This window comes from Streptomyces sp. NPDC002623 (assembly GCF_053592635.1).
Genome location: NZ_JBSFWB010000019.1, coordinates 13,674 through 39,618, shown reverse-complemented (window position 1 = coordinate 39,618; position 25,945 = coordinate 13,674). Strand labels below are relative to the sequence as shown.

At 73.5% G+C, this 25,945-nt stretch carries 26 protein-coding genes; 20 read left to right on the top strand and 6 right to left on the bottom strand.

Going from position 1 to position 25,945, the window contains the following annotated elements:
* The first annotated feature begins 2 nt into the window (after positions 1–2).
* The 8 genes from ACWD4O_RS30365 to ACWD4O_RS30330 all read left to right on the top strand — a co-directional run bounded on the left by ACWD4O_RS30365 (position 3) and on the right by ACWD4O_RS30330 (position 6,727).
* A complete protein-coding gene (locus ACWD4O_RS30365) occupies positions 3–851 on the top strand; it encodes a GNAT family N-acetyltransferase (RefSeq protein WP_351913112.1) in 849 nt (282 codons plus the stop codon).
* Positions 852–870: 19 nt separating this feature from the next.
* The gene (locus tag ACWD4O_RS30360; protein ID WP_451284694.1) at positions 871–1,407 is read left to right on the top strand and encodes a GNAT family N-acetyltransferase; all 537 of its coding nucleotides are present in this window, start codon (positions 871–873) and stop codon (positions 1,405–1,407) included.
* An 83-nt stretch (positions 1,408–1,490) separates the two neighbouring features.
* On the top strand, positions 1,491–3,194 hold the full coding sequence (locus tag ACWD4O_RS30355; protein ID WP_451284692.1) for a proline--tRNA ligase: 1,704 nt from the start codon (positions 1,491–1,493) through the stop codon (positions 3,192–3,194).
* Between the two features lie 126 nt (positions 3,195–3,320).
* A complete protein-coding gene (locus tag ACWD4O_RS30350) occupies positions 3,321–3,737 on the top strand; it encodes a hypothetical protein (protein WP_451284690.1) in 417 nt (138 codons plus the stop codon).
* A complete protein-coding gene (locus tag ACWD4O_RS30345) occupies positions 3,737–4,717 on the top strand; it encodes an FAD:protein FMN transferase (RefSeq protein ID WP_451284688.1) in 981 nt (326 codons plus the stop codon). Before ACWD4O_RS30350 ends, ACWD4O_RS30345 begins: the two co-directional genes overlap by 1 nt.
* On the top strand, positions 4,714–5,295 hold the full coding sequence (locus ACWD4O_RS30340) for a ferric reductase-like transmembrane domain-containing protein (protein ID WP_358806442.1): 582 nt from the start codon (positions 4,714–4,716) through the stop codon (positions 5,293–5,295). The genes ACWD4O_RS30345 and ACWD4O_RS30340 overlap by 4 nt, the downstream gene beginning before the upstream one ends.
* On the top strand, positions 5,292–6,515 hold the full coding sequence (locus tag ACWD4O_RS30335) for an NADH-ubiquinone oxidoreductase-F iron-sulfur binding region domain-containing protein (protein WP_451284685.1): 1,224 nt from the start codon (positions 5,292–5,294) through the stop codon (positions 6,513–6,515). The genes ACWD4O_RS30340 and ACWD4O_RS30335 overlap by 4 nt, the downstream gene beginning before the upstream one ends.
* Positions 6,512–6,727: a ferredoxin gene (locus ACWD4O_RS30330; RefSeq protein ID WP_450951843.1), complete on the top strand. Its 216-nt coding sequence runs from the start codon at positions 6,512–6,514 to the stop codon at positions 6,725–6,727. The genes ACWD4O_RS30335 and ACWD4O_RS30330 overlap by 4 nt, the downstream gene beginning before the upstream one ends.
* A 7-nt stretch (positions 6,728–6,734) precedes the next feature.
* On the opposite strand, the gene ACWD4O_RS30325 is transcribed toward ACWD4O_RS30330, so the two are convergent.
* Both ACWD4O_RS30325 and ACWD4O_RS30320 read right to left on the bottom strand, forming a co-directional pair.
* Positions 6,735–6,965, bottom strand: coding sequence for a hypothetical protein (locus tag ACWD4O_RS30325; RefSeq protein WP_351913128.1), 231 nt, complete (start codon positions 6,963–6,965; stop codon positions 6,735–6,737).
* Positions 6,966–7,114: 149 nt separating this feature from the next.
* Positions 7,115–7,537: a helix-turn-helix domain-containing protein gene (locus ACWD4O_RS30320; protein ID WP_450951844.1), complete on the bottom strand. Its 423-nt coding sequence runs from the start codon at positions 7,535–7,537 to the stop codon at positions 7,115–7,117.
* A gap of 277 nt (positions 7,538–7,814) precedes the next feature.
* Between ACWD4O_RS30320 and ACWD4O_RS30315 the strand changes: the two genes are divergently transcribed.
* The 3 genes from ACWD4O_RS30315 to ACWD4O_RS30305 are packed head-to-tail and all read left to right on the top strand — an operon-like array spanning position 7,815 to position 9,645.
* Positions 7,815–8,405, top strand: a complete 591-nt coding sequence (locus tag ACWD4O_RS30315; protein WP_451284683.1) for an RNA polymerase sigma factor — start codon at positions 7,815–7,817, stop codon at positions 8,403–8,405.
* Positions 8,402–9,037 (top strand): BN159_2729 family protein, encoded by a 636-nt coding sequence (locus tag ACWD4O_RS30310; protein WP_451284681.1) that lies wholly within the window; start codon positions 8,402–8,404, stop codon positions 9,035–9,037. Before ACWD4O_RS30315 ends, ACWD4O_RS30310 begins: the two co-directional genes overlap by 4 nt.
* Positions 9,038–9,066: 29 nt before the next feature.
* On the top strand, positions 9,067–9,645 hold the full coding sequence (locus ACWD4O_RS30305; protein WP_451284679.1) for a hypothetical protein: 579 nt from the start codon (positions 9,067–9,069) through the stop codon (positions 9,643–9,645).
* Between the two features lie 134 nt (positions 9,646–9,779).
* On the opposite strand, the gene ACWD4O_RS30300 is transcribed toward ACWD4O_RS30305, so the two are convergent.
* From ACWD4O_RS30300 to ACWD4O_RS30290, 3 genes are read right to left on the bottom strand one after another with little or no spacing between them, the layout of a single operon-like run.
* On the bottom strand, positions 9,780–10,679 hold the full coding sequence (locus tag ACWD4O_RS30300) for an aminoglycoside phosphotransferase family protein (protein ID WP_451284677.1): 900 nt from the start codon (positions 10,677–10,679) through the stop codon (positions 9,780–9,782).
* Between the two features lie 28 nt (positions 10,680–10,707).
* Positions 10,708–11,196 carry a DUF4439 domain-containing protein gene (locus ACWD4O_RS30295; protein WP_451284675.1) on the bottom strand — a complete coding sequence of 163 codons (489 nt, stop codon included), beginning with the start codon at positions 11,194–11,196 and terminating at the stop codon, positions 10,708–10,710.
* Positions 11,193–11,720, bottom strand: coding sequence for a hypothetical protein (locus ACWD4O_RS30290; protein WP_451284674.1), 528 nt, complete (start codon positions 11,718–11,720; stop codon positions 11,193–11,195). The genes ACWD4O_RS30295 and ACWD4O_RS30290 overlap by 4 nt, the downstream gene beginning before the upstream one ends.
* Before the next feature lie 233 nt (positions 11,721–11,953).
* Between ACWD4O_RS30290 and rimP the strand changes: the two genes are divergently transcribed.
* The 9 genes from rimP to ACWD4O_RS30245 all read left to right on the top strand — a co-directional run bounded on the left by rimP (position 11,954) and on the right by ACWD4O_RS30245 (position 24,068).
* On the top strand, positions 11,954–12,475 hold the full coding sequence (gene rimP / locus ACWD4O_RS30285) for a ribosome maturation factor RimP (protein ID WP_450951851.1): 522 nt from the start codon (positions 11,954–11,956) through the stop codon (positions 12,473–12,475).
* 2 nt (positions 12,476–12,477) lie between these two features.
* The gene (nusA, locus tag ACWD4O_RS30280; RefSeq protein ID WP_451284672.1) at positions 12,478–13,464 is read left to right on the top strand and encodes a transcription termination factor NusA; all 987 of its coding nucleotides are present in this window, start codon (positions 12,478–12,480) and stop codon (positions 13,462–13,464) included.
* Positions 13,465–13,567: 103 nt separating this feature from the next.
* Positions 13,568–13,864: a YlxR family protein gene (locus ACWD4O_RS30275; protein WP_450951853.1), complete on the top strand. Its 297-nt coding sequence runs from the start codon at positions 13,568–13,570 to the stop codon at positions 13,862–13,864.
* A gap of 147 nt (positions 13,865–14,011) precedes the next feature.
* Entirely contained in the window at positions 14,012–17,155 is a 3,144-nt protein-coding gene (gene infB, locus ACWD4O_RS30270; protein ID WP_451284669.1) for a translation initiation factor IF-2, read from the top strand.
* A gap of 191 nt (positions 17,156–17,346) precedes the next feature.
* On the top strand, positions 17,347–17,640 hold the full coding sequence (locus ACWD4O_RS30265) for a DUF503 domain-containing protein (protein WP_351913151.1): 294 nt from the start codon (positions 17,347–17,349) through the stop codon (positions 17,638–17,640).
* Between the two features lie 45 nt (positions 17,641–17,685).
* On the top strand, positions 17,686–18,135 hold the full coding sequence (gene rbfA / locus ACWD4O_RS30260; protein WP_079659156.1) for a 30S ribosome-binding factor RbfA: 450 nt from the start codon (positions 17,686–17,688) through the stop codon (positions 18,133–18,135).
* Positions 18,135–19,040: a tRNA pseudouridine(55) synthase TruB gene (truB, locus tag ACWD4O_RS30255; RefSeq protein ID WP_451284668.1), complete on the top strand. Its 906-nt coding sequence runs from the start codon at positions 18,135–18,137 to the stop codon at positions 19,038–19,040. The genes rbfA and truB overlap by 1 nt, the downstream gene beginning before the upstream one ends.
* A gap of 248 nt (positions 19,041–19,288) precedes the next feature.
* Positions 19,289–22,987 (top strand): trypsin-like peptidase domain-containing protein, encoded by a 3,699-nt coding sequence (locus ACWD4O_RS30250; RefSeq protein ID WP_451284666.1) that lies wholly within the window; start codon positions 19,289–19,291, stop codon positions 22,985–22,987.
* A gap of 133 nt (positions 22,988–23,120) precedes the next feature.
* Positions 23,121–24,068, top strand: coding sequence for a bifunctional riboflavin kinase/FAD synthetase (locus tag ACWD4O_RS30245; RefSeq protein ID WP_451284664.1), 948 nt, complete (start codon positions 23,121–23,123; stop codon positions 24,066–24,068).
* Positions 24,069–24,138: 70 nt separating this feature from the next.
* Here the strand turns inward: ACWD4O_RS30245 and ACWD4O_RS30240 are convergent.
* A partial coding sequence (locus ACWD4O_RS30240; RefSeq protein WP_451284662.1) for an AAA family ATPase occupies positions 24,139–25,945 on the bottom strand: 1,807 nt, incomplete at its 5' end.

Here is a 25,945-nt window from a genome sequence, read left to right as displayed (position 1 = left end):
GCGTGTTGACCCAGACGACCTCCCGGGTCCTCGAACCGAGCGACCTGGACGCCGCGCTCGCCGTCCTCGACCGCGAGCCCGTAGCCAACGCCTTCGTGACATCCCGTGTGCAGGTCGCGGGCCTCGACCCCTGGCGGCTCGGCGGCGAGATGTGGGGCTGGTACGAGGACGGCATGCTGACGTCCCTCTGCTACGCGGGCGCCAACCTGGTCCCGATCTGCGCCACCCCCCGCGCCGTCCGCGCCTTCGCCGACCGCGCCCGCCGGGCCGGCCGCCGCTGCTCCTCGATCGTCGGCCCCGCCGAGCCGACCACCCAGCTCTGGCGCCTCCTGGAGACCCACTGGGGCCCGGCCCGAGAGGTCCGCACCCGGCAGCCCCTCATGGTCACCGACCGCATGCCCGCCGACATCGCCCCGGATCCCTACGTCCGCCGCATCCGCAAGGACGAGATGGACGCGATCATGCCCGCGTGCGTGGCGATGTTCACCGAGGAGGTCGGCGTCTCCCCGATGGCCGGCGACGGCGGCCTCCTCTACCAGGCGCGCGTCGCCGAACTCGTGGGCTCCGGCCGCTCGTTCGCCCGTCTCGACGACCGGGGCAGGGTCGTCTTCAAGGCGGAGATCGGCGCGGCGACCCCGCAGGCCTGCCAGATCCAGGGCGTCTGGGTGGCCCCGGAGTACCGGGGCCAGGGCCTGGCGGCCCCCGGCATGGCGGCGATCCTGCGCTACGCCCTGGCGGACGTGGCCCCGATGGTGAGCCTCTATGTGAACGACTTCAACACGGCGGCGCGGCGCACCTACCGGAGGGTGGGCTTCCAGGAGGTCGGCGCATTCATGAGCGTGCTGTTTTAGCCCCCTGTAGGCTCCCGCCATGGACCTCGTCATCGGCCCCTTGGACCTCCCTGCGCACGTGGACGAGGCCCTGGCAGTCCAGGCCGTCGCCTTCGGACTGGGCCCCGACGAAGTGGCCGTGAGACGCCAGATCGTCCTGCGCCACATGACGAACCCGGGCGCGCGTGCCTTCGGCGCGTCGACCCCCGAGGGCCGGCTGATCGGCTTCGTCTACGGCATGCCCAACGACCGCACCCACTGGTGGTCCACCGTCGTCCAGCCCTACCTCCGGGCCCAGGGCAACGAGCACTGGCTGGACGACTCCTTCGTGATCACGGAGCTGCACGTCCACCCCGTCCACCAGAACCGCGGCGCGGGCCGGGCCCTGATCACCACGATCACCGACACCGCGACCGAACCCCGCTCGATCCTCTCCGCGATCGACGCGGACAGCCCCGCCCGTGCCCTCTACCACGCTCTGGGCTACCGGGACCTGGCCCGCAGGGTCCTCTTCCCCAGCGCTCCCCGCCCGTACGCGGTGATGGGCGCGGCGCTCCCTCTCCTGCGCCGCGCATAACGGATTTCCGGGCTTGCCGCGCTCCCGGCTAACCTGCTAGCCATCCCCCTTGCCCAGCAGGTACCCAGCAGGAGTACGAGAACATGGCGAACGCACCGGTCCAGCGCATGTCCCAGTTGATGGCGAAGACGCTGCGCGACGACCCTGCGGACGCCGAGGTGCTCAGCCACAAGCTCCTCGTGCGCGCCGGCTACGTCCGCCGCACCGCGGCCGGCATCTGGTCCTGGCTGCCGCTCGGCAAGAAGGTCCTGGCCAACGTCGAGCGGATCGTCCGTGAGGAGATGGACGCGATCGGCGCCCAGGAGGTGTCGCTCCCGGCCCTGCTGCCCCGCGAGCCCTACGAGGCGACCGGCCGCTGGGACGAGTACGGCCCGGAGCTGTTCCGCCTGAACGACCGCAAGGGCGGCGACTACCTCCTCGGCCCGACCCACGAGGAGATCTTCACGCTGATCGTGAAGGACCAGGCGTCCTCCTACAAGGACCTGCCGGTCATCCTCTACCAGATCCAGACGAAGTTCCGTGACGAGGCCCGTCCCCGCGCCGGCATCCTGCGCGGCCGCGAGTTCCTGATGAAGGACTCCTACTCCTTCGACACGGAGGACGAGGGCCTCGCGAAGTCCTACGCCCTGCACCGCGAGGCCTACCAGAAGGTGTTCACGCGCCTCGGCCTCGACTACCGCATCTGCGCCGCCACGGCGGGCGCGATGGGCGGCTCGAAGTCGGAGGAGTTCCTCGCCCCGGCCGAGGCCGGCGAGGACACCTTCGCGGACTGCCCTACTTGCGACTTCGCGGCGAACACCGAGGCGATCACATACCGGCTGCAGCCGGCGGACGCCGAGGGCGTGCCCGCGCTCGAGGAGATCCCGACCCCGGACACCCCCACCATCGAGACCCTCGCCGCCCACCTCGGCGTGCAGCCTGCCGACACCCTCAAGAACCTCCTCGTGAAGGTCGACGGCGAGATCGTGGCCGTCGGCGTCCCCGGTGACCGCGAGGTCGACCTGGGCAAGGTCGAGGCGCACTTCGCCCCGGCCGCCGTCGAGCTGGTCACCGCCGAGGACTTCGTGGGCCGCCCGGACCTGGTCCGCGGCTACGTCGGTCCGCAGGGCCTGGGCGAGAAGGTCACGTACATCGCCGACCCGCGGGTGGCCCCCGGCACCTCCTGGATCACCGGCGCCAACAAGGAGGGCACGCACGCGAAGAACGTCGTCGCGGGCCGCGACTTCGAGGTCGGCGAGTACGTCGACGTCGTGGTCGTCCAGGAGGGCGACCCCTGCCCCAACTGCGGCACCGGCCTGAAGCTGGACCGCGCCATCGAGATCGGCCACATCTTCCAGCTGGGCCGCAAGTACGCGGACGCGCTGAAGCTCGACGTCCTCGGCCAGAACGGCAAGCCGGTCCGCGTCACCATGGGCTCCTACGGCATCGGCGTCTCCCGCGCGGTCGCCGCCCTCGCCGAGCAGACGGCCGACGACAAGGGCCTGTGCTGGCCCGCCGAGGTCGCCCCGGCCGATGTGCACGTCGTCGCGGCGGGCAAGGCCCTCCAGACCGAGCTGGCGCTCGACGTCTCCGAGCAGCTGCGCGCGGCCGGTCTGCGCGTCCTGGTCGACGACCGGGCCGGCGTCTCCCCGGGCGTGAAGTTCACCGACTCCGAGCTGATGGGCGTACCGAAGATCCTCGTCGCGGGCCGCCGCTCCGCCGAGGGCGTCCTGGAGCTGAAGGACCGCAGGACCGGCGAGCGCGAGGAGCTCACGGTCGACGAGGCGATCGCCCGCCTGACGGCGTGATCCGAGAGGCCGTTTAAGAAACGTCTCAGGGAGTTCTGTCGAGACGTATGGCCGCCTCACAGACTTCTCTCAGGCCGTTCCCCGACCGTAGGACGTGACAGAGCGTCACTAGGGAGGGGAACGGTCATGGCGACCAGAGAAGACGAGCGGGGGGCCGCGGCGGCGGTCCGCAGAGGCGCACGGCGCACGGCGGCCTTCGCCGCGGCGGTGACGCTGGCGGCGGCGGCCGGGGTGTTCGCCCTGGTCGGCACGATGCAGGCGGACGCCACCACGACGGCGAGCAGCACGAGCACGAGCAGCAGCGACTCCTCGTCGAGCAGCTCCTCCACCGACAGCACCACGTCCACCGACAGCACCACGTCCACGGACAGCGACACCGGCTCGGACAGCTCCACCAGCTCCGACGACTCCACGAGCTCGGACAGCGACACCGGCACGGACGACTCGACCAACTCCGACGACTCGACCAGCTCGGACAGCGGTCTCACCTCGTCCTCGTCCTCCTCCGGCGGCTCCACCGACTCCACGTCGGGAGCGTCGTGATGAGCACTGCGCTGCGCACCTCGCCCGAGTCCCGCACCACGGCCGCCGCGGAGTGGCGGGCGCTGGGCACCACCGTCCGCGTGGTCGTCACCGACCCGGCCCTGCTGGAGTCCTGCAACCTGCTCCTCGCCCGGCACCTCGCCGAGGTCGACGCGGCCTGCAGCCGCTTCCGCGCCGACTCCGAGCTGGCCGCCCTCGACACCGCAGCGGGCCGCCCGGTCCGGGTCAGCCCGCTGCTCGCCGAGGCCCTCGACGTGGCCCTGCGCGCGGCCGAGGCCACCGACGGCGCCGTGGACCCCACCGTCGGCTCCGCGATGGACGCGATCGGCTACGACCGCGACTTCCAGCTCGTCCGCGAGGACGACCGTCCGGTCCGGCTCACGGTCCGGCGCACCCCTGGCTGGCGCACCGTGCGCCTCGACCGCGCGACCGGCACGGTCACCGTCCCCGAGGGCGTCCGGCTCGACCTGGGCGCCACCGCCAAGGCCTGGGCCGCCGACCGTGCCGTCCGGACGCTGGCCGCGGCGGCCGACTGCGGAGTCCTGGTCAGCCTGGGCGGCGACACGGCCGTCGCGGGGGCGGCCCCGGCGGGCGGCTGGCAGATCCGCGTCCAGGACGTCACGGGACCCGTCGACGAGACGCCCGCCCAGGGCCCGTACGACTCGGTGGGCCTGCACAGCGGAGGCCTCGCGACCTCCGGCACCGCGGCCCGCAACTGGCGCCGGAGCGGCCACGACCTGCACCACATCGTCGACCCCCGCACCGGCCTGCCCGTCCGCACCCCGTGGCGCACGGTCTCGGTCGCCGCCCGCACCTGCGCCGACGCCAACACGGCGACCACCGCCGCCCTGGTCAAGGGCGCGGGCGCGGAACGCTGGCTGACGCGGCTCGGCCTGCCGGCGCGGCTGGTGGGTCAGGACGGTCTGGTCGTCACCACGCCGGGCTGGCCGACCGACTCGGCCCGGGGAGCGGCCGCGTGACCTCCGAGACCCTCTGGTACGCCAACCGGGCGACGGGCGCCGTCTGCCTCGTCCTCTTCACGGTCGTCGTCCTGCTCGGCGTCGCGGTGAGACTCAAGGCGCGCGTCCCCGGTCTGCCCCGCTTCGGCACGATGAGCCTGCACCGCACGCTCTCGCTCTCCGCGACCGCCTTCCTGGCCCTGCACATCACGACGGCGATCGTGGACGGCTATGTGAACATCACGGTCGTCGACGCCCTGATCCCCTTCGTCTCCGACTACCAGCCCCTCTGGCTGGGCCTCGGCACGGTCGCCTTCGACCTGATGCTGGCCGTCCTCGTCACCAGCCTGCTGCGCGAGCGCCTCGGCCACCGCACCTGGCGGGCCGTCCACTGGCTGGCGTACGCCTCCTGGCCGGTCGCCCTCGTGCACGGCATCGGCATCGGCACGGACACCGGCGCCGACTGGATGACCTGGCTGACCGTGGCCTGCGTCGCCACCGCGGTCGCCGCCTTCGCCGCCCGGCTCGCGCATGCCGCCCGCGCCGCCCGCCGCACCCCCGCAGCCCTCCTGCGCACCGCCGAAGGAGCCCGACCGTGACCGCGACCTTCCCGGACCTGTACATGCCCCCTCGGCTCCTGGCCCCCGGCGCCGCCCCCGCCGACCTCGCCACCCATCACCAGCGCTACGGCCCGCAGGCCCTCGGCGACCCCGAGAGCGTGCTCCGCACGGTCGCCGAGTCCGGCCTCACCGGCCGCGGCGGCGCCGGTTTCCCGACGTACCGCAAGCTCGTCGCCGTCGCCGAGGCGGGCCGGCGCACCGGCCGCGCGCCCGTGGTCGTGGCCAACGGCGCCGAGGGCGAACCGGCCAGCCACAAGGACAAGACCCTGCTGCGGCTGTCCCCCCATCTCGTCCTGGACGGCCTCCAGACGGCGGCGCAGGTGATCGGCGCGGGGGAGGCCTGCATCGCCGTCGAGGACGGCGCGACCTGGCTGGAATCGGCCCTGGCCCAGCGCACCGCGGACCCGCTGCCCGTGAAGGTCGTCCGGCTGCCCAAGTCGTTCCTGTCCGGCCAGGCCTCCGCCCTCGCCCGGTACGTCTCCGGCGGGCCGGCCCTGCCCGCGTACCAGCGCCCGCCGGTCCGTGAACGCGGGGTGCACCGGGCCCCGACCCTCGTGCAGAACGTGGAGACCCTGGCCCACCTCGCGCTGGTCGCCCGCTACGGCGCCGACTGGTACCGCACGGCCGGCACCCCGGCCCAGCCCGGCAGCGTCCTGTGCACGATCCATGTGCCGGGCCGCGAACCCCGGGTGGTGGAGGCCCCCTACGGCCTGTCCATCGGACGGGTGCTGCCGCTTGAGGGCGCCCAGGCGGTCCTCGTCGGCGGCTACCACGGCACCTGGATCCCGGCCGCCGAGGCCGCGCAACTCGCCCTGGACTCCGGCTACTTGGGTGCCGGTGTGCTCGCCGCGCTCCCCGTGAGCCATTGCGGCCTCGCCGAGACCGCCCGCGTCCTGCGCTACCTCGCCCTGCAGTCGGCCGGCCAGTGCGGCCCCTGCCTCAACGGCCTGCCCCGCATCGCCACCGCCTTCCGCACCCTCGCCGCCCCCGGCCCGCAGGGCACGGTCCGCGCCGACCTCGCCCGCTGGTCGGGCCTGGTCGAGGGACGCGGCGCCTGCCATCACCCCGACGGCACCGTCCGTCTGGTCCGCAGCGCCCTGACGACCTTCGCCGCCGAGGTCGACGCCCACGCCCGAGGCCGCTGCACCGCGACCGACCGAACCCCCCTGCTGCCGGTCCCCCAGGAGAGCCGCCCATGAGCACGGCCCAGCGCCTCGACATCGACTGGACGTCCTGCCAGGGCCACGGCCTCTGCGCGGACTTCCTCCCGGAGCACATCACCCTGGACGAGTGGGGCTACCCGATCGTCGACGGCGCTCCCGTCCCCGCGCGGACGGCGAAGCGGGCCCGCCGGGCCGCGGCCGACTGCCCGGTGCTCGCCCTCAAGCTCGCTCCGGCACAGGACGGCTGACGGCGGGTCAGCCGACCTCCACCGTGACGCCGCGGGAGGCGGCGAGCTCACACGGGATCTCCACCCGCATGCCGCAGAAGCACATGAGCAGATCGCCGCGCGACGCGGGCGCACCCAGATCGATGGTCAGGATGTCCCGGACCTCCCGGAGCACGTCGCGGACCTGGAAACCCCTGGCCACGCGGATGCTGACTTCGTCCGGATCCCAGACCGCGATTCTCGGCAGATTGTCTGCCATACAGATGTGGATGCACACAGATGTCTCCCCAGGGATGCGCCACAACACGCAGAAATCCGCTCCGGGAGGCCAGCGGCTGACTGATGGTACCGATGGCCGCCGGGACTGTGGGGGGTTTCGTCATATTCATCCGTAACGCGGGGGGCGTCTCAGGTGATACGGCTGACCTGAAGCATCGCCTCGGCGTCCTTGAGCAGGGCCCGCTGCCGTGACTCCGGCAATTGCCGGTACAGCTTCAGGAGTCGGGCCTCGCGCTCGTCCCCGCTGGGACCGGGCACGGGGCGGCCCACCGCCTCGAAGAACTCCCTCGGCGTGGTGTGCACGCCCCAGCGCCGGAACGTCTCGACCATGGCCCGCAGCTTCTCCGGGTCGACGCGGGAGGTGCCGCGGGTGCGGTTCATCCAGGCGTTCAGCGTCGGGTACGAGATGCCGGCCTCCGCCGCGAGGTCCTTCTGCGTTCTTCCCCGGGTCTGCGCCAGGAGACGTTCGAGCAGAGCCGCCAGGTCCTCGTCCTGGCGGGCGGGATCATGGCCGGGGTCCGGGTCTCCTGAAAGGCGCTGCTGGTTCGTCACGCCTCAGAGGATCGGTCATCGATATCTACATGCGCAAGTAGATCGAAGACCGGCGGTACGAGCTTCGGGAGCACGCCGGAGCACGGGTGATGCGCCGGCGTCATAGTGCGCCCCCGTGCTCCCCGTGGGGGATCCGAGCGCTCTTCCCTCGCGGTCCGTGAGCGCCTTGACACTATATGCATCTACGTGAAGACTGTAGATAATTCCGGACAGGCGCAGGGTGACGTCCCGTCCAGGAATCTACATCTACATGAATATTGGAGATGGGGAGGCCATCGTGCCCGCACCGAACCACACCGCCACCGCCGCGGACCGCCCGGAACCCGAACTGGTCGCCCGGGCCCGCACGGGCGACCGGGAGGCGTTCGCCGCGCTCTACGACGAGCACTACCGCGTCGTGTACGGCTACCTGCTCGTCCGCACACGCGACAGACATCTGGCGGAAGACCTGACCCAGGACGCGTTCGCCCGCGCCCTCAGCCGTATCGACGCCTACACCTGGCAGGGCACGGCGTTCGTCGCCTGGCTGATCACCATCGCCAAGAACCTCTACCTCGACGAACTGGGCCGCGGCCGCACCCGGCTGGAGACCCCCGTCGCCGAGTTCCACGACTCCCGGCAGCCGGGCCGGGCCGCGGAGTCGCTCGCCCTGCGCGAACTGGAGGCCGTCGAGGCCCACGAGACGGTCCGCACCGTGCTGCACTCGCTCAACGACCACCAACGGCACTGCGTGGAACTGCGCTTCCTCAATGAACTGACGCCGGCCGAGACGGCCCAGGCCATGGGCCGCAGCGTCGGCGCCGTCAAGACGCTGACCTACCGCGCACTGCGCCAACTGCGCTGGACGACCGAGGCGGTGCCGGTGTGAACGGCGTCGACTCGGCCCCGGCCCGGCTCCGCGTCGCCCCCCGGCGCTCCCGCGGCCTGCTCCTGCACCGGACCCCGGGCGGCGGCTGGTCCCGGGCCTCGCGCCCGGTCACCGACCTGGAACGGCAGGCGCTGGCCTGGGACGCCGCATGCGCCCGGGCCCGGACCGTCGCCCGCGCCATCGAGCGGCGGCTGGGCGCACACCCCGGCCCGCACGGCATCCGCGTCGACGGCGACCGGGTGCGGGTCCTGCTCCGCGTCGACGACCACGCCCAATGGGCCCGCTGGCGCTCGTACTTCGGCGTCACCGCCGTCGGCGAACGGGACCGCCCCCGCACGGTGACCGCCGCGGGAGAACGCGACGGCGTCCCGGTCACGGTCGTCGCCCGCGGAGCCGGCACGGCCCCGCCGAGCACGACCGGAGCGAAACGGCGACGCTTCCGGCTCGGCGGCACGACCTACGACCTGGTGCTGCCGCAGCGCGACGCACAGGGCGACGTCTGGTACTTCCAGGGCTACCGAAACCCCGACGGCATGCCCTTGCTCTCCCTCGACGGCCGACCCGAGCGATGCTCCCTCGCGAACGTGGAAGCGTATCTGGGGCCGTTGTCGCCGGTGCGGGACGAGAACTGACCCCCGTTCACCGCCACCGGAGCACCCCGATGCCCCCCTCCACGACGGACCCCCGCCCGCACCGCGCCGTCCGTCCCGCCGGCCGGCTGGCCGCCGCCCTGCTCCGCCTCCTGCGGCCGGCCGGCCGCACCACCCCGCGGCCGGCCGATCCACCGGACCGCCTCGCCCTGGACCTGGACGACTGCCGACGGGAACTGGCCCGCTGGCAACGGCACGCCGACTCCTACGAACGGGAACTGACCCACATCGCCCGCGACCGGGCGCACCTCCTCGCCTGGCTGGCCGCGCTGCACCCGTCGAGCGCCGTCATCACCCCGGTCGCCGACGAGGGACCGGGCGGCACGCACCTGCTGCGGCTCGTCGCCGGGGAACGGCCGCTGTCCTGGCGCCTCCCGCCCGTCGACCTCCCCCTGTTCGCGCACGTCCCCCACGAGGACCGGGCCGCGGCGCATCTGACACGGGACGGCCCCCGGGACCCGGACCAGGCCGCCCACATCCTCCGGCACACACGACTGCTGGCCCTGGAGGGCGCCCTGCTCGCCGCCCTCGCCGAGCTGCGGCCGCCCGTCCGGCCCACCGACCTCCGACGGCGCACGGCCGACCCGTGAGACTCCGGTCGGCAGGCTCGGGAGGCACGTCGGCCGGACTCCAGCGCCCCTTTGCGGGGACCTCCGGCAAGGGGACCCCCGGCAAAGGGGCGCTGCCCGGCCGCGTCACCGCACGACCGGCGCCCGCGACACCCCTACAGCCAACCCGCGAACTCCAGCAGCAGCTCGGCATCCCGAGACCGCCCGACCCTTCGCGCCCGCACCCCCGACTCCACAGCCCGGAAGAGCGTCCACCCCCGCACCCGCTCCTGATCCAACTCCAACGACTCGGCCAGCTTCCGCACCCGCCGCCGAACGATCGCCGCCCCCGAGGGCGAGGCGATGAGGTCCTCCACCCGATCCCGCACCAGCCGGGCCAGATCGAACGCGCACTCGCCCACCACCGGATCCGGCCCCACGGCCAGCCACGGCGACCGCTCACCCGCCAGCACCTTGCTCTGCCGGAACGTCCCGTGCAGCAACCGCTGCTCCGGGGCCGACGCCAGCAACTCCTCCCGGGCCGCCAGGGCCGCGTCCACCAGGGCGACGACCTCCGCGTCCGAGCTCGCCCGCATCGCCTCCGCCTGCCGCCCGGTCCGCTCGGCCACGCTCCCGAAGGAGTGCCCGGCCGGTGGCTCCACCCACAGCCGCCGCAACGTCCCCGCCGCCTCAAGCAGCGCCTTCGCCTCCGGCAGCGACCGCACCGACACATCGGGATGCAGCCGCTCCAGCAGCAGCGCTCCCGCCGCCTGCGGCTGCGACCCCTCCAGCAGTTGGACGGCGCCCAGGCCGTCCCAGTGCGCCAGCGCGGCCCGCTCGGCCTCGGGCCGGAACCGCGGCGGGGCCAGCTTCAGCACGGCCGGCGTCCCGTCCGGGCGCCGCACGAGCAGGACCAGACTGGTCCGGCCGCCCGGCACCTGCACCCGGTCCACCGTCAACTCGCGTAGAGCGACGGCCTGTCGGGCCGCCTCCGGCAGCTTCTCCAACCAGCCGTCACCGTCCGGTGCCGTCTCACCGAGCGCCCTGACCAGACGCTGCGGCGGTTCGAAAGCCATGCGCGAGTCGTTCCCTTCCCTCTCCCGACTACGCCGCCGGGGTCCCCGAGGCGGTGGCCGGATCCGTGGCCGTCGGCCCCGCCTGCCCCGTCCGCTCGGCGAGACCAGGGAAGGCTACGCTCCCGCCGCGCCAGCGCGCCGCGCGCACCGCCGCCTCCCGCAGCGCCGCCGCCGCGTCCGCCCGCCGTGCGTCCACGGCCGCCCGCACCAGGTCGGAGTACGCCCCGGCCACCCGATCCTCCAGCTCCGCGGCGAGCCGGACCGCCGCGGCGGAGTCCGCCACCGCGAACGGCAGCGCGTATCCGGCGCTCGCCGCGACCGGCTCGGCGCCCAGCCCGCGCACCTCGCGCGCCAGCGCGTCCCGGCGCGCCCGGTGCGCGTCGTACGCCGCCCGCGCCTCGGTGCGCCGTCCTTCGCCGACCCGTCCGCCCACGACCCCGTACCCGTACACGACGGCATGCTCGGCGGCCAGCACCGCCTGGAGCGCCGTCAGCTCCTCGTTCGTCGCCCCGCTCATCGGGTCCCCTCCGTCAGCAGGTAGGCGTGGGCCGCGCCGGCCGCCGCCACCGAGGCCAGCAGCCGGGCCAGCTCGCCGGGCACGTCCACCAGTTCCGCGGCTCTGCGGTCGGCGAGTGCCCGCTCGGCGCCGGCCAGCCCGACGAGCGCGTCCTTCTCGGTCACCGGCGCGGCCGAAGCGCTGCTCGTGGAGGAGGACGAGGCCGGAGCGGAGGCGGTAGGAGAGGAGGAAGCGGGGGACGGCGCTGCCTTCTCGCGGCCCCCGAACGCCTCCACATGCCGTACGACCTCCGCCCGCAGCGGTCCCAGCAGTCCCGCCAGCGCCGGATGGACGGCGAGGACGGCGTCGTACCGCACCAGCAGCCCGTTGCTCTCCTGGGCGCCGCGCGCGCGTGCCCGCTCGGTGGCCGACGGACTGCCGCCCGCGCTCTCCTCGGTCTCCTCGGGGCCGGAGGAGCAGCCCACGAGCAGCGCGGCCCCCGCGGCCGACGCGAGCAGCGATCTTCTGGGAAGGGGGAACGGCACGGCAGACGTCCTCGGGGAACTCGACGGAAGACACCAACGGTCAGGAAGGGCGGCGGGCCCGTGATCACCGTACCCGCGCGCGCCTCCCGCACCGGTCAGCGGCACCGCGGGTTCGCGGCCCCGGCCGCCCTGCGCGCCCAGGGGTGGACGGCAACACACCCTGCGACCGGATACCCTTTGACCAGACACGCGCCCCATCCCACAACAGCACACGCGGCCGAGGAGTCACCCGGATGAGCACCACCCAGAGCGAGAGGCTGCGAGAGCTCCTGGAACCGCTCGTCGCCTCCCAGGGTCTGGATCTCGAAGAGATCACCGTGGACTCCGTCGGTCGCAAGCGGGTGCTGAGCGTCGTCGTCGACTCCGACACCGGAGCGGACCTGGACCGGATCGCCGATGTGAGCCGTGTGCTCTCGGCGAAGCTCGACGAGACGGACGCGATGGGCGAGGGCGAGTACACCCTCGAGGTCGGCACCCCGGGCGCGGAGCGCGCCCTCACCGAGCACCGCCACTACGTGCGCGCCGTCGACCGGCTGGTGCGGTTCCAGCTGACCGAGGGCGGCGAGCTGGTCGCCCGGATCCTGACCGTGGACGACGAGGGACTCGACCTCGAGGTGCCGGGCGTGAAGGGCCGCAAGGCCACCGCCCGCAGACTCGCCTTCGGGGACGTCGACAAGGCGCGCGTGCAGGTCGAGTTCAACCGCAAGGGCAAGACCGACGAGAACGACGAGAACGAGATGGAAGAGGAGGCGTAGCCGTGGACATCGACATGAGTGCCCTGCGGGGCTTGGTGCGGGAGAAGGAGATCTCCTTCGACCTGCTGGTCGAGGCGATCGAGTCGGCCCTCCTCATCGCCTACCACCGCACCGAGGGAAGCCGCCGTCACGCGCGCGTGGAGCTCAACCGGGAGACCGGACATGTGACCGTGTGGGCGAAGGAGGACCCCGAGGACCTCGAGGAGGGGCAGGAGCCCCGCACGTTCGACGACACCCCGTCCGACTTCGGCCGTATCGCCGCCACCACGGCCAAGCAGGTGATCCTGCAGCGCCTGCGCGACGCCGAGGACGACGCGACGCTCGGCGAGTACGCCGGCCGTGAGGGCGACATCGTCACCGGCGTGGTCCAGCAGGGCCGCGACCCGAAGAACGTGCTCGTGGACATCGGCAAGCTGGAGGCCATCCTGCCGGTGCAGGAGCAGGTCCCCGGCGAGACGTACTCGCACGGCCTGCGCCTGCGGTCGTACGTCGTCCGGGTGGCGAAGGGCGTGCGCGGCCCGTCCGTGACGCTCTCCCGGACCCACCCCAACCTGGTGAAGAAGCTCTTCGCCCTGGAGGTGCCGGAGATCGCCGACGGCTCGGTCGAGATCGCCGCGATCGCCCGCGAGGCCGGTCACCGCACGAAGATCGCCGTCCGGTCCACCCGTTCGGGTCTGAACGCCAAGGGCGCCTGCATCGGCCCCATGGGCGGCCGGGTGCGCAACGTGATGGGCGAGCTGAACGGTGAGAAGATCGACATCGTCGACTGGTCGGACGACCCGGCCGAGATGGTGGCGAACGCGCTGTCCCCGGCCCGGGTCTCCAAGGTCGAGGTGGTGGACCTCGCGGCCCGCTCCGCGCGCGTGACCGTGCCCGACTACCAGCTGTCGCTGGCGATCGGCAAGGAAGGGCAGAACGCCCGGCTCGCCGCCCGGCTGACCGGCTGGCGGATCGACATCCGTCCGGACACCGAACAGCCTGGCGAGTAGGTCCGGGGAATAGATCTCGGCCTGCCCTGGCTGAGATCACGACAACAACCGTTCGATCCCTGCCCCAAAGGGGTGAGGTCGGTACGGGGAGGTAGACTTAAACGTGTCTGGCCGGACGCACGCCGGAGCATGCCCTGAACGCACCTGTGTGGGGTGCCGGGAGCGAGCGGCCAAGACGGAGCTGCTGCGCATCGTGGCGATCAAGGACGCATGCGTCCCCGATCCTCGCGGTACGCTGCCCGGCCGGGGTGCGTATGTGCACCCCGCCCCGGTCTGTCTCGACCAGGCGGTACGTCGCCGGGCGTTCACGAGGGCCTTGCGAGCCCCGGGAGCGCTCGACACAAACACGTTGCGCCAGTACGTCGAGCAGACGACCGTTGCCGAACAGGCAACACCGTAAGAAGGCGTCGCGCGGAACCTCCGTGCGGCTCTGGTACCCCGCGAGTTGGAAGTAGGTCGAGATTGCGATGAGCACTCGATGAGCACGCGATGAGTACGCCCATGAAGTAGCGACGGTCCGGACACACCCGGACCTAAAAGGAGCGAAGTGGCTAAGGTCCGGGTATACGAACTCGCCAAGGAGTTCGGGGTTGAGAGCAAGGTCGTCATGGCCAAGCTCCAGGAACTCGGTGAATTCGTCCGTTCGGCGTCTTCGACCATCGAAGCGCCCGTTGTCCGCAAACTGACTGATGCCTTCCAGGGCGGCGGCAAGCCCGCCCCGCGCAAGGCAGCCCCCAGGCCCGGCGCGCCCTCCCCGGCGCAGGCGGCCCGTCCGGGCCCGGCTGCTCCGCGGCCGGCCGCCCCCAAGCCTCCCGTGGCGCAGACGCCCGCGGCCCCGGCCGCGCCGGCCGCCGCCTCGGCCCCCGCCGCGCCGGCCGCTTCCGGCCCGCGTCCGGTGCCGGGTCCCAAGCCCGCGCCGCGTCCGGCCCCGGCCGCCCCGGAGTTCACCGCTCCGCCGTCGGCCCCGGCCGCCCAGAAGCCTGCCGCTGCCGCCCCCCAGGGCCAGGGTCAGGGTCCGCGCCCCGGCGCGCCCCGTCCCGCCGGCCGTCCCGCGCCCGGTCAGGGTCAGCAGGACCGTGGCGACCGCGGGGAGCGCGGTGACCGCGGTGACCGTGGTGACCGCGGTCAGCGTCCCGCCGCAGCGCAGGGCCAGCGTCCCGGTGGCGCCGGCGCCGCTCGTCCGGGCGGTGCCCGTCCGGCCGGTCCGCGTCCCGGCAACAACCCCTTCACGTCCGGCGGCAACGCCGGCATGGCGCGCCCGCAGGCGCCCCGTCCGCAGGGCGCCCCGCGTCCCGGCGGCCCGGGTGCTCCCGGCGCCGGTCCCCGTCCGCAGGCCCCCGGTGGCCAGGGCGGCGGTCCTCGTCCGCAGTCCCCGGGCGGCGCACGTCCGTCCCCGGGCGGCATGCCTCGCCCGCAGGGTGCAGGCCCCGGCGGTCCGCGTCCCGGCGGCCCGCGTCCCAACCCCGGCATGATGCCGCAGCGTCCCGCTGCCGGCCCGCGTCCCGGCGGCGGCCCCGGCGGCCGCGGTCCGGGCGGCGCGGGTCGTCCCGGCGGCGCCGGCGGCGGTCGTCCCGGTGGCGGCGGCGGCTTCGCCGGTCGTCCCGGCGGTCCGGGTGCCGGTGGCGGCGCCCGTCCGGGTGGCGGCGGCGGCTTCGCCGGTCGTCCCGGCGGCGGTGGCCCCGGCGGCGGTGGCGGCGGCTTCGGCGGCGGCGGTGGCCGTCCCGGCTTCGGCGGTCGTCCCGGCGGTCCCGGTGGCCGTGGTGGCACGCAGGGCGCCTTCGGTCGTCCCGGCGGTCCCGCGCGTCGCGGTCGTAAGTCGAAGCGGCAGAGGCGCCAGGAGTACGAGGCCATGCAGGCCCCGTCGGTCGGCGGCGTGATGCTGCCTCGCGGCAACGGCGAGACCATTCGCCTGTCGCGCGGTGCGTCCCTCACCGACTTCGCCGAGAAGATCGGCGCCAACCCGGCGTCGCTCGTCGCGGTGATGATGAACCTCGGCGAGATGGTCACGGCCACGCAGTCCGTCTCCGACGCGACCCTCGAGGTCCTCGCCGGCGAGATGAACTACACGGTCCAGATCGTCAGCCCCGAGGAGGAGGACCGCGAGCTGCTCGAGTCCTTCGACATCGAGTTCGGCGAGGACGAAGGCGACGAGGACGACCTGGTCGTCCGCCCGCCGGTCGTCACCGTCATGGGTCACGTCGACCACGGTAAGACCCGACTGCTCGACGCGATCCGCAAGACGAACGTCATCGCGGGCGAGGCCGGCGGCATCACCCAGCACATCGGTGCCTACCAGGTCTCGACCCAGGTCAACGAAGAAGACCGCGCGATCACCTTCATCGACACCCCGGGTCACGAGGCGTTCACCGCCATGCGTGCCCGTGGTGCCCGGTCGACGGACATCGCGATCCTGGTCGTCGCGGCCAACGACGGCGTCATGCCGCAGACGGTCGAGGCGCTCAACCACGCCAAGGCGGCCGACGTCCCGATCGTCGTCGCGGTCAACAAGATCGACGTCGAGGGCGCGGACCCGACCAAGGTGCGCGGTCAGCTGACCGAGTTCGGTCTGGTGGCCGAGGAGTACGGCGGCGACACCATGTTCGTCGACATCTCCGCCAAGCAGGGTCTGAACATCGACTCGCTGCTGGAGGCCGTGATCCTCACGGCCGACGCCTCGCTCGACCTGCGGGCCAACCCGAGCCAGGACGCGCAGGGCATCTCGATCGAGTCCCGTCTCGACCGCGGCCGCGGCGCCGTGGCCACGGTCCTCGTCCAGCGAGGCACCCTGCGGGTCGGCGACACGATGGTCGTGGGCGACGCCTACGGCCGTGTGCGCGCCATGCTCGACGACAACGGCAACAACGTCGCCGAGGCCGGCCCGTCGACGCCGGTCCAGGTCCTGGGCCTGACCAACGTCCCGGGTGCGGGCGACAACTTCCTCGTCGTCGACGAGGACCGCACCGCCCGCCAGATCGCCGAGAAGCGTGCGGCCCGTGAGCGCAACGCCGCGTTCGCCAAGCGCACGCGCAGGTTCTCCCTGGAGAACCTGGACGCCGCCCTCAAGGCCGGCGAGGTCCAGCAGCTGAACCTGATCATCAAGGGTGACGCTTCCGGTTCGGTGGAGGCCCTCGAGTCCTCCCTGCTCCAGCTGGACGTCGGCGAAGAGGTCGACATCCGCGTCCTGCACCGCGGCGTCGGTGCGGTCACGGAGTCCGACATCGACCTCGCGATGGGCTCGGAAGCCATCGTCATCGGCTTCAACGTCCGTGCGGCAGGCCGCGCGGCGCAGATGGCCGAGCGCGAGGGCGTGGACGTCCGGTACTACTCGGTCATCTACCAGGCGATCGAGGAGATCGAGGCGGCCCTGAAGGGCATGCTTAAGCCGGAGTACGAGGAGTTCGAGCTCGGTACGGCGGAGATCCGCGAGGTCTTCAAGTCGTCCAAGCTGGGCAACATCGCCGGTGTCCTCATCCGCTCGGGCGAGGTCAAGCGCAACACCAAGGCACGCCTCGTCCGCGACGGCAAGGTCATCGCGGAGAACCTCAACATCGAGGGCCTGCGCCGCTTCAAGGACGACGTCACCGAGATCCGCGAAGGGTTCGAGGGCGGTATCAACCTCGGCAACTTCAACGACATCAAGATCGACGACGTCATCGCGACGTACGAGATGCGCGAGAAGCCGCGGGTGTAACCACCCAGGCTTCGCACCGGCCGGCGGGGATCGCTCCCCGTCGGCCGGTGCGGCGTCCGGCGGACGCATCCGACGCATACACGAGGTAAAACTCCGTCGAGCGCCCGCCTGGATCGTTGTACCGTTCTTGATGTCCCTGCCCCATGGCGGCAGGGCCGTCGATCCCGTACCGGCGGGTGAACCGGTTACACATGTACGTGGGGACTCTGTCCTTCGACCTCCTCCTCGGCGACATACGCTCGCTGAAGGAGAAGCGCTCCGTCGTCCGTCCCATCGTCGCCGAGCTCCAGCGCAAGTACGCGGTGAGCGCGGCCGAAGTGGACGACCAGGACCTTCACCGCAGGGCCAAGATCGGCCTCGCCGTGATCTCCGGTGACACGGAGCATCTGACCGATGTACTGGACCGGTGTGAACGACTGGTCGCAGGCCGCCCCGAAGTGGAGCTGCTGTCGGTCAGACGCCGCATCCACGGCGAAGACGACTGACCGACCAGAAGAACGCAAGAAGAGATCAGAACGGGAGACGGACCAGTGGCCGACAACGCGCGTGCCAAGAGGCTGGCGGACCTCATCCAGCAGGTGGTGGCCCAGAAGCTGCAGCGCGGGATCAAGGACCCGCGGCTCGGCTCCCACGTCACCATCACGGACACCCGGGTGACGGGCGACCTCAGGGAGGCGACCGTCTTCTACACGGTGTACGGGGACGACGAGGAGCGGGCCGCGGCGGCCGCCGGCCTGGAGAGCGCCAAGGGCATCCTGCGCTCCGAGGTCGGCCGCGCGGCCGGCGTGAAGTTCACGCCGACGCTGGCCTTCGTCGCCGACGCCCTGCCGGACAACGCCCGCACCATCGACGACCTCCTCGACAAGGCGCGCGCCGCCGACGAGAAGGTCCGCGAGGCGTCCGCGGGCGCCGGTTACGCGGGCGGGGCCGACCCGTACAAGAAGCCCGGTGACGAGGACGAGACGGACGACTCCGCCTGATGAACCGCAAGCAGACCCCGCCCGACGGCCTTGTCATCGTCGACAAGCCGTCGGGCTTCACTTCGCACGACGTCGTGGCCAAGATGCGGGGGATCGCGGGGACCCGCCGTGTCGGCCACGCCGGCACGCTCGACCCGATGGCGACGGGCGTCCTCGTCCTCGGCATCGAGAAGGCCACGAAGCTCCTCGGGCACCTCGCGCTCACCGAGAAGGAGTACCTGGGCACGATCCGGCTCGGTCAGACGACCGTGACCGACGACGCGGAGGGCGAGATCACGGGGTCCACGGACGCCTCGAAGGTCACCCGGGACGCGATCGACGCCGGCATCGCCAAGCTGAGCGGCCCCATCATGCAGGTGCCCTCCAAGGTCAGCGCCATCAAGATCGACGGAGTCCGCTCCTACAAGCGGGCCCGGGACGGCGAGGACTTCGAGATCCCGGCCCGCCCGGTCACCATCTCCTCCTTCTCGGTGTACGACGTCCGTGACGCCGTCGCCGAGGACGGCACCGCGGTCCTGGACCTGGTCGTGTCCGTCGTCTGCTCCTCCGGCACCTACATCCGCGCCCTCGCCCGCGACCTGGGCGGCGACCTCGGCGTCGGCGGCCACCTCACCGCCCTGCGCCGCACCCGCGTCGGCCCCTACAAGCTGGACTCGGCGAAGACGCTCGACCAGCTCCAGCAGGAGCTGACCGTGATGCCGATGGCCGCCGCGGCGGCCGCCGCGTTCCCCCGCTGGAACGTGGACGCCAAGCGCGCCCGGCTGCTCCTCAACGGCGTACGCCTGGAGATGCCGGACGAGTACGCGGGCGCGGGCGCCGTGGCCGTCTTCGACCCCGAGGACCGCTTCCTGGCCCTGGTGGAGGAACAGAAGGGCAAGGCGAAGAGCCTGGCCGTACTCGGCTGAGGCTGCATCGACTTCGCCCGTGGAGCGGCGAACACGGGGTTGTGCTGCGCCGCCGCTCCACGGTCCCCCCTCGGTTCCCCCACCCCTAGGGTGTATCCGATGCCCCCCTTTCATTCACCCGTCCGGGCAGGCGCTCGGAGTGAACCGAGGGAGTGCAGGGGGGCGCGTTCGCTCCGTGATCTGTCCCGCTGATCATCCCGCCCCTACCGTCGGACAGAGGGCACGTGGGCGCGGTGGGAGGTACGGCGATGGCGGGACGGGGCCCGCGGACACCGCGGCACGAATCCCCTCGGGGCGAAGCACCCCGGGACACAACCCGGGACACACGCCGGGACACATCTCAGGACACTCCCCAGGACGCCGGTCTGGTCCGCATCCGCGACCTCGCGGGCCGACCGCGCGGCACCGGCTTCGTCGCCGACCACCACGGCACGGTGATCACCAGCCACGAGGCCGTCGACGGCCTGCCCCGGCTCGTGCTGTACGCCGCCGGCGACCGCAGCTGTGTCGTCACCGCCGACGCGGTCACCCCCCTCCCGGAGCTCGACCTGGCGCTCGTCCGCACCGAGGGCCTCGGCGCGGACCCGCTGCCGGTGACCGTGCGGGAGGGCGTCGAGACCGGCAGATACGTCCGACTGGCCGCCGGCTGCTGGCGCGAGGCCCGGGTGCTGACCGAGACGTCCGTGACGTACACCGCCACCGACCGCTGCCATCACCTGGACGACGCCCTGGAACTGGCCATCGGCACGTCGGGCCGGGACGCGCTCAGGCTGGGCGGAGGCGCGGCCGGGGGACCGGTCCTCGACGCCGAGACCGGCGCGGTCGTCGCCGTCCTCGGCACAGCGCTCCGGTCCGGCCACCGCGACACCGGCTTCGCGGTGCTGCTGCGCCCGCGCGGACCGGCGACCGACGACGGTCCGGCATCCGCGGACCGCGGAGCGGAGCCCGCCGGGGCGGCGTGGGGGGTGGCGGCCTGCGATGCGCAGGCGGTGCCGGCTCCCGCTGCGGCCGCTGCTGCGGCCGCGGGGGATTCGGCGGGCGGTCCGGCCAGGGGGCGGCCCGCCGCGGCCGACGGGCCCCTCGCCGAGCTGCTCGTGCGCAACGCGGCCACCGTGCCCGCGTACGGCGCCGATCTCAACCTGGCGGGCATCCTGGAGCTCACGGCCACCTCCGTCGGCTCGGACGGCCCGCCCGGCACGCTGTCCGGCCACCTCGGCGGCACGGCGACCGGCTCCCGAACCGTCGACGCGGTGCCGGTCGAACGCGCCGCCCCCGCACGGGAGTTCGCCGCCTTCGCGGTGAGCCCGACGGCCGTCCTCGGCCTCGTCGGAGCGCCGGGCAGCGGCCGTACGACGGAACTCGCGGCCCTCGCCGCCCGCCGCGACCGGGACACGCCCCCGGCCCCCACCCTGTGGCTGCGCGGCGCCGACCTGAGGGACGAGGACGACTCCCTCGCCGACGCCGCCCGCCGCACCCTCGCCCGAGCGGCCCGCATCGTGGCGGCCTCCGCCGGCTCGCCGGCCGCCGCCGACCTCGGCGACGTCACCCCCGAGCGGATCGCCCGTCACGCGCAGGCCGTCGGCCGCCCGCTGCTGCTGCTTCTGGACGGCCCCGAGGAGATGCCCCCGGTCCTCGCGCACCGGCTCGCCGACTGGACCGAGGGCACCGCGGAGTGGCTGCGGGAGACCGGGGCGCGGCTGGTGGTGGCCTGCCGGGGCGAGTACTGGGAGCGGGCGGGAGCGGAGTTCCCGCCCGAGATGCTGTACGGCGGCGCCGTGCCCGGAGATCCGCTCCCGCCCTGCGTCCGCCTCGGCGACCTCACCCCCGACGAGGCGTGCGAGGCCCGGGCCCGCTACTTCGTGCCCGAGACCGCGCTCGCCGCCCCCGACGATCGCCACCCCCTCACGCTCCGCCTCCTCTCCGAGGTCCGAGCCGCCCTCCCCGGCCCGCCCGCCTGCGTCCCCGTCGACCGCGACGACGTCCTCGCCGCCCACCTCGACCTGATGTGCCTGCGCATCGCGGTCCGCCTCGCCGCCGAGAACGGGCTGCGCGGCACCGCCGTGCGACGGCTCGCGGCGAAGGTCTCCGGCCAGGTGCACGAGGCCGCCCGGCGCAGTCTCGGACCGGGGCAGGGCGAACTGGACCGGGCCTCGTTCGAGGCGGTGTTCCCCTGGGGACCCGCCCCGGCCCGGCTCGGCGGCGGCGCCGGCTGGGCGTCCGCCGTCCTCGCCGAGGGCCTCCTGGTGCCGGCGGGCGGCGGTTACCGTTTCGCCCACGAGGAACTCGCCGACTGGATCCAGGGCGTCCACCTCGATCTGGGCGAGGCGCTGCGCGCCCTGGTCCACCGCCGCAGCACACCGGAGGGCGGCCGTCCGCTGCCCGTCCCGCACCACCGCATCGGCCCCGTCGTGCAGGCCCTGCTGCTCGTCGCCCGCCAGCAGGGTCCGCACCAACTCGCTGCCCAGCTCAGGGAGTTGACCCACGCCCTGGAGGCCGAGCCGGGCTCCTGGTGGGCCGCCCGGCTGCTCACCGAGACCCTGCTGCGGGTCCCGGACGCGACGCCGTACACCGGTGTCCTGCGCCTGCTGGCGGACCTGATCGGCGCCCGGGCGGAGAGGAACGGCCGGTTCGCGGACTTCGGCCCCGCCTTCTGGACCGGGCTCGCGCTGCCGCCCGACGCCCGCCTCGACCTCCTGCGCCGCCTGGTCGTCGCCGACGGCGCCCCGCAGGACGCGGACGCGCCCCGCTACCTCGACGCCGTCGCCCGGCTCCTGGCCGCCGACCCCACCGCCGTCCAGCCGTACCTCACCCACTGGTTCGACGACGAGCGGCCGCTGCCCGCGACCCCGCACGCCACCGTGGCCACGGCCGCACAGGCGCTGCTGCACACCCACCGGCACCGTGCGCTGGACGACCTCACGGAACTCCTCGTCGACTGCGCGCACCCCCGCGCCGACGAACTGCTCGCCGTCCTGGCGGAGGAGGAGCCGTCCGCGCTGTGCCGGGCCGTCGACCGGTGGTCGCACGACGAGCGCCCGGCCCGGCGGGCCGTGGCGATGACGTACGGCCTGCGCGCCGCCCCGCACCTCCGCACGGACGCCGACCACCGGCTGCTGCGCTACGCGGCTCTCGCCCTGCTCGCCCGCCCCGCCGACGGCCCGCTGCACGGCGGCGCGCTCGCCCTCCTCGTCCGCGACCCCGAGACCCGCTCCCCGCACCTCCCGCAGGCGCTGGAGCGGTTCGCCGCCGGGGACCCGCAACTGCCCCCGAGCGCGCTGCTCGCCGCCCTGAGCACCCACCCCGAGCCGGTCCTGGACGCCTTCAGGACCCGGCTCGCCCGCCCCGACCGCGCGGACGCGGGCAGCGTCCTGCGCGCCCTCGCCGACGTCACCACGCCCGGGCCGGCCCACCGGGTCGCCGTCCTCGTGCGGGAGGCGCTGGAGCGGCGGCCGGAGACCGCAGGGCACGTGGCCGCGTACGTCGACCGGCGACTCGACCACGGCCCCGCCGCCCGCACCGTCCTCCTCCCGCTGGTCACGGGCCTGCTGGACGGCGACGGCCCCGAGCAGGTACGGGCCGCCCTGGGCGGCGTGCTGGCCGCGCCCGGGGCCCCGGAGTCGCGTCCCCTGCGTCGTGAACTCCTGGAGCACCTGCTCACGCGCGAACAGGCCCCGGCCGTCCTGGACGCCGTCCTGCACGCCGCCGCCGGGCGCACCGGCGAGGAACTGCGCGACCTCGTCCACCGCACCGGCCTGCTCCTCGTGCGCACCCCGGACGGCGCGACCCGCTTCGACCGCGGTCTGGTCGAGCTGGGACGGCAGGTGCCGGGCTTCGCCGCACAGGTGGTGGACTGGCTCACGGAGGCGCCGGGGGAGTGGGCCGCGGTGGTCGGCCCCAGCGCCCGCCGCACGATCGAGAACCTGGCGGGCGTACGGGTGCCCGCGTGACGGCACCGCCCCGAGTCCGTGCGTCGGGTCACAGGCCCGATGCCGATGCGGGCCGCAGGCACCCGGCATGGCACCCTTAGACCTGCGTAAGAGGCAATGGTAGATACGGACACGGGTTCGAGGAGCGGTCACAGTGCAGCGCTGGCGTGGCTTGGAGGACATCCCCGAGGGCTGGGGACGCAGCGTCGTCACCATCGGGTCCTACGACGGGGTGCACCGCGGACACCAGCTGATCATCCGGCACGCCGTGGACCGCGCCCGTGAACTGGACGTCCCCGTCGTCGTCGTCACCTTCGACCCGCACCCCAGCGAGGTCGTCCGCCCCGGCAGCCACCCGCCCTTGCTCGCCCCGCACCACCGCCGCGCCGAGCTGATGGCGGAACTCGGCGTGGACGCGCTGCTGATCCTCCCCTTCACCACCGAGTTCTCGAAGCTGTCCCCGGCGGACTTCGTGGTCAAGGTCCTGGTCGACAAGCTGCACGCCAAGGCCGTCGTCGAGGGCCCGAACTTCCGCTTCGGCCACAAGGCCGCGGGCAACGTCGAGTTCCTCAACGAGCAGGGCAAGGTCTACGACTTCGACGTCGAGGTCGTCGACCTGGTGCTGTGCGGCGAGGCGGGCGGCGGTCAGCCGTTCTCCTCGACCCTGACCCGGCGGCTGGTCGCCGAGGGCGACGTCGAGGGCGCGGCGGAGATCCTCGGCCGCCCGCACCGGGTGGAGGGCGTCGTGGTGCGCGGGGCCCAGCGCGGGCGGGAGCTCGGCTTCCCGACCGCCAACGTCGAGACGCTGCCGCACACCGCGATCCCGGCCGACGGCGTCTACGCGGGCTGGCTGCACGCGGACGGCGAGGTGATGCCGGCCGCGATCTCCGTCGGCACGAACCCGCAGTTCGACGGCACCGAGCGCACGGTGGAGGCGTACGCCATCGACCGCGTCGGCCTCGACCTCTACGGTCTGCACGTCGCCGTCGACTTCCTCGCCTTCGTGCGCGGCCAGGCGAAGTTCGACTCGCTGGACGGCCTGTTGGAGCAGATGGCACAGGACGTGCAGCGCTGCCGGGAACTCGTGGCGGCGGCGCGCTAGCCGACCTCGACGGAACGCCCGAAGGGCGGCCGGTGTCCTGTGACACCGGCCGCCCTTCGGCATGTACGGGCTACTGCTGCGGCGGCTGAGGCGGCTGCGGCGCCTGGGGGTGCTGCGGGTAGCCGTAGCCGGGCGGCGGATACCCGGGATGCGGCTGCTGAGGCTGCTGCGGGTACGGCTGCCCCTGCGGCTGCTGTCCCTGCGGGGGGTACGGCTGTCCGGGCTGCTGCGGATACGGCTGTCCGGGCATCTGCTGGCCCGGCATCTGCTGACCCGGCATCGGCGGGGCGGCCATCGGCGGCGGGTTGCCGTCGCTGGTCCACAGCCCCTGACGCTGCTGGTGGCGGATGAAGTCCTCCGCGACCATCGCCGTGAGGTTGAAGTACGCCTCCCGCACCTTCGGCCGCATCATGTCGAGGTCGACCTCGGCGCCGGCGGCCAGATGCTCGTCGAACGGCACGACGACGACACCGCGGCAACGGGTCTCGAAGTGCGACACGATGTCGTCGACCTTGATCATCTTCCCGGTCTCGCGCACCCCGGAGATGACGGTGATGGACCGTGAGACGAGCTCGGCGTACCCGTGCGCGGACAGCCAGTCCAGCGTGGTGCTGGCGCTGCTCGCCCCGTCCACGGACGGCGTGGAGATGATGATGAGCTGGTCGGCGAGGTCGAGCACACCGCGCATGGCGCTGTAGAGCAGACCGGTGCCGGAGTCCGTGAGGATGATCGGGTACTGGTTGCCGAGCACGTCTATCGCGCGCCGGTAGTCCTCGTCGTTGAAGGTCGTGGACACGGCCGGGTCGACGTCGTTGGCGATGATCTCCAGGCCGGACGGCGCCTGGGAGGTGAACCGCCGGATGTCCATGTACGAGTTGAGGTACGGGATCGCCTGGACGAGGTCACGGATCGTCGCCCCGGTCTCGCGCCGCACCCGGCGGCCGAGGGTGCCGGCGTCCGGGTTGGCGTCGATCGCGAGGATCTTGTCCTGGCGCTCGGTGGCGAGGGTGGAGCCGAGCGCGGTGGTCGTGGTCGTCTTGCCGACACCGCCCTTGAGGCTGATGACCGCGATCCGGTAGCACGACAGCACGGGAGTGCGGATCAGCTCCAACTTCCGCTGCCGCTCGGCCTCTTCCTTCTTCCCGCCGAGCTTGAAGCGAGAGGACGCGGCGGTCGGCCGGCCGCTCTTCGCCTTCTGCTTCTTGTTGTTGAGCAGCCGGTCGGACGACAGCTCCATGGCGGCCGTGTAACCCAGCGGCGCGGCACCCGGGTTCACCGGCTGCCGCTGATCGTGCTGGATCGGCTGCGGCCAGGCCGCCCCGGTCCGAGGATCGACGGGCTGCTGCGGAATCTGCGCCGGGTCGGGACCGGGGGCATGCGGCGCGGGCTGCCCCTGAGGAGACTGCCCGGGACCGGGGAAGCCCTGAGATGCGGCAGCAGCCTGCTGCGGAATCCCGGGCTGCGGAGCCTGCGGCTGCGGAGCCTGCGGGAACCCGTAACCGCCGGGGGCGGCAGGCGGGACTGGTGCCGGGGCGTCACCGGCCTGCGGGAAGCCGTACCCGCCGGGCTGGGGTGCCGCGGGCACGGGGTGAGGCTGGGCGTTGGGGGCGGGGGGTGCCGCCGGCCCCGCGTTCTGCTGCGGGAATCCGTAGCCGCCGGGCTGGGGTGCCGGGGGCACCGGTTGGGGTTGGGCGTCGGGGCCGACGTTCTGCTGGGGGAAGCCGTGGCCGCCCGGGGCGTTGGGGGCGGGAGGCTGCGGGAACCCGTAGCCCCCGGGGGCGGCCGGCGGGGTGGGTGCCGGGGCGTCAGCGGGCTGCGGGAAGCCGTAGCCGCCGGGCTGGGGTGCCGGGGGTGCGGGGTGAGGCTGGGCGTCCGGG

What these genes read in the sequence shown, in the direction of transcription:
- ACWD4O_RS30360 (WP_451284694.1), top strand. Translation starts at nt 871, where the DNA reads ATGGACCTCGTCATCGGCCCCTTGGACCTCCCTGCGCACGTGGACGAG.
- ACWD4O_RS30355 (WP_451284692.1), top strand. Translation starts at nt 1,491, where the DNA reads ATGGCGAACGCACCGGTCCAGCGCATGTCCCAGTTGATGGCGAAGACG.
- ACWD4O_RS30350 (WP_451284690.1), top strand. Translation starts at nt 3,321, where the DNA reads ATGGCGACCAGAGAAGACGAGCGGGGGGCCGCGGCGGCGGTCCGCAGA.
- ACWD4O_RS30345 (WP_451284688.1), top strand. Translation starts at nt 3,737, where the DNA reads ATGAGCACTGCGCTGCGCACCTCGCCCGAGTCCCGCACCACGGCCGCC.
- ACWD4O_RS30330 (WP_450951843.1), top strand. Translation starts at nt 6,512, where the DNA reads ATGAGCACGGCCCAGCGCCTCGACATCGACTGGACGTCCTGCCAGGGC.
- ACWD4O_RS30325 (WP_351913128.1), bottom strand. Translation starts at nt 6,965, where the DNA reads ATGGCAGACAATCTGCCGAGAATCGCGGTCTGGGATCCGGACGAAGTC.
- ACWD4O_RS30305 (WP_451284679.1), top strand. Translation starts at nt 9,067, where the DNA reads ATGCCCCCCTCCACGACGGACCCCCGCCCGCACCGCGCCGTCCGTCCC.
- ACWD4O_RS30300 (WP_451284677.1), bottom strand. Translation starts at nt 10,679, where the DNA reads ATGGCTTTCGAACCGCCGCAGCGTCTGGTCAGGGCGCTCGGTGAGACG.
- ACWD4O_RS30295 (WP_451284675.1), bottom strand. Translation starts at nt 11,196, where the DNA reads ATGAGCGGGGCGACGAACGAGGAGCTGACGGCGCTCCAGGCGGTGCTG.
- rimP (WP_450951851.1), top strand. Translation starts at nt 11,954, where the DNA reads ATGAGCACCACCCAGAGCGAGAGGCTGCGAGAGCTCCTGGAACCGCTC.
- ACWD4O_RS30265 (WP_351913151.1), top strand. Translation starts at nt 17,347, where the DNA reads ATGTACGTGGGGACTCTGTCCTTCGACCTCCTCCTCGGCGACATACGC.
- truB (WP_451284668.1), top strand. Translation starts at nt 18,135, where the DNA reads ATGAACCGCAAGCAGACCCCGCCCGACGGCCTTGTCATCGTCGACAAG.
- ACWD4O_RS30250 (WP_451284666.1), top strand. Translation starts at nt 19,289, where the DNA reads ATGGCGGGACGGGGCCCGCGGACACCGCGGCACGAATCCCCTCGGGGC.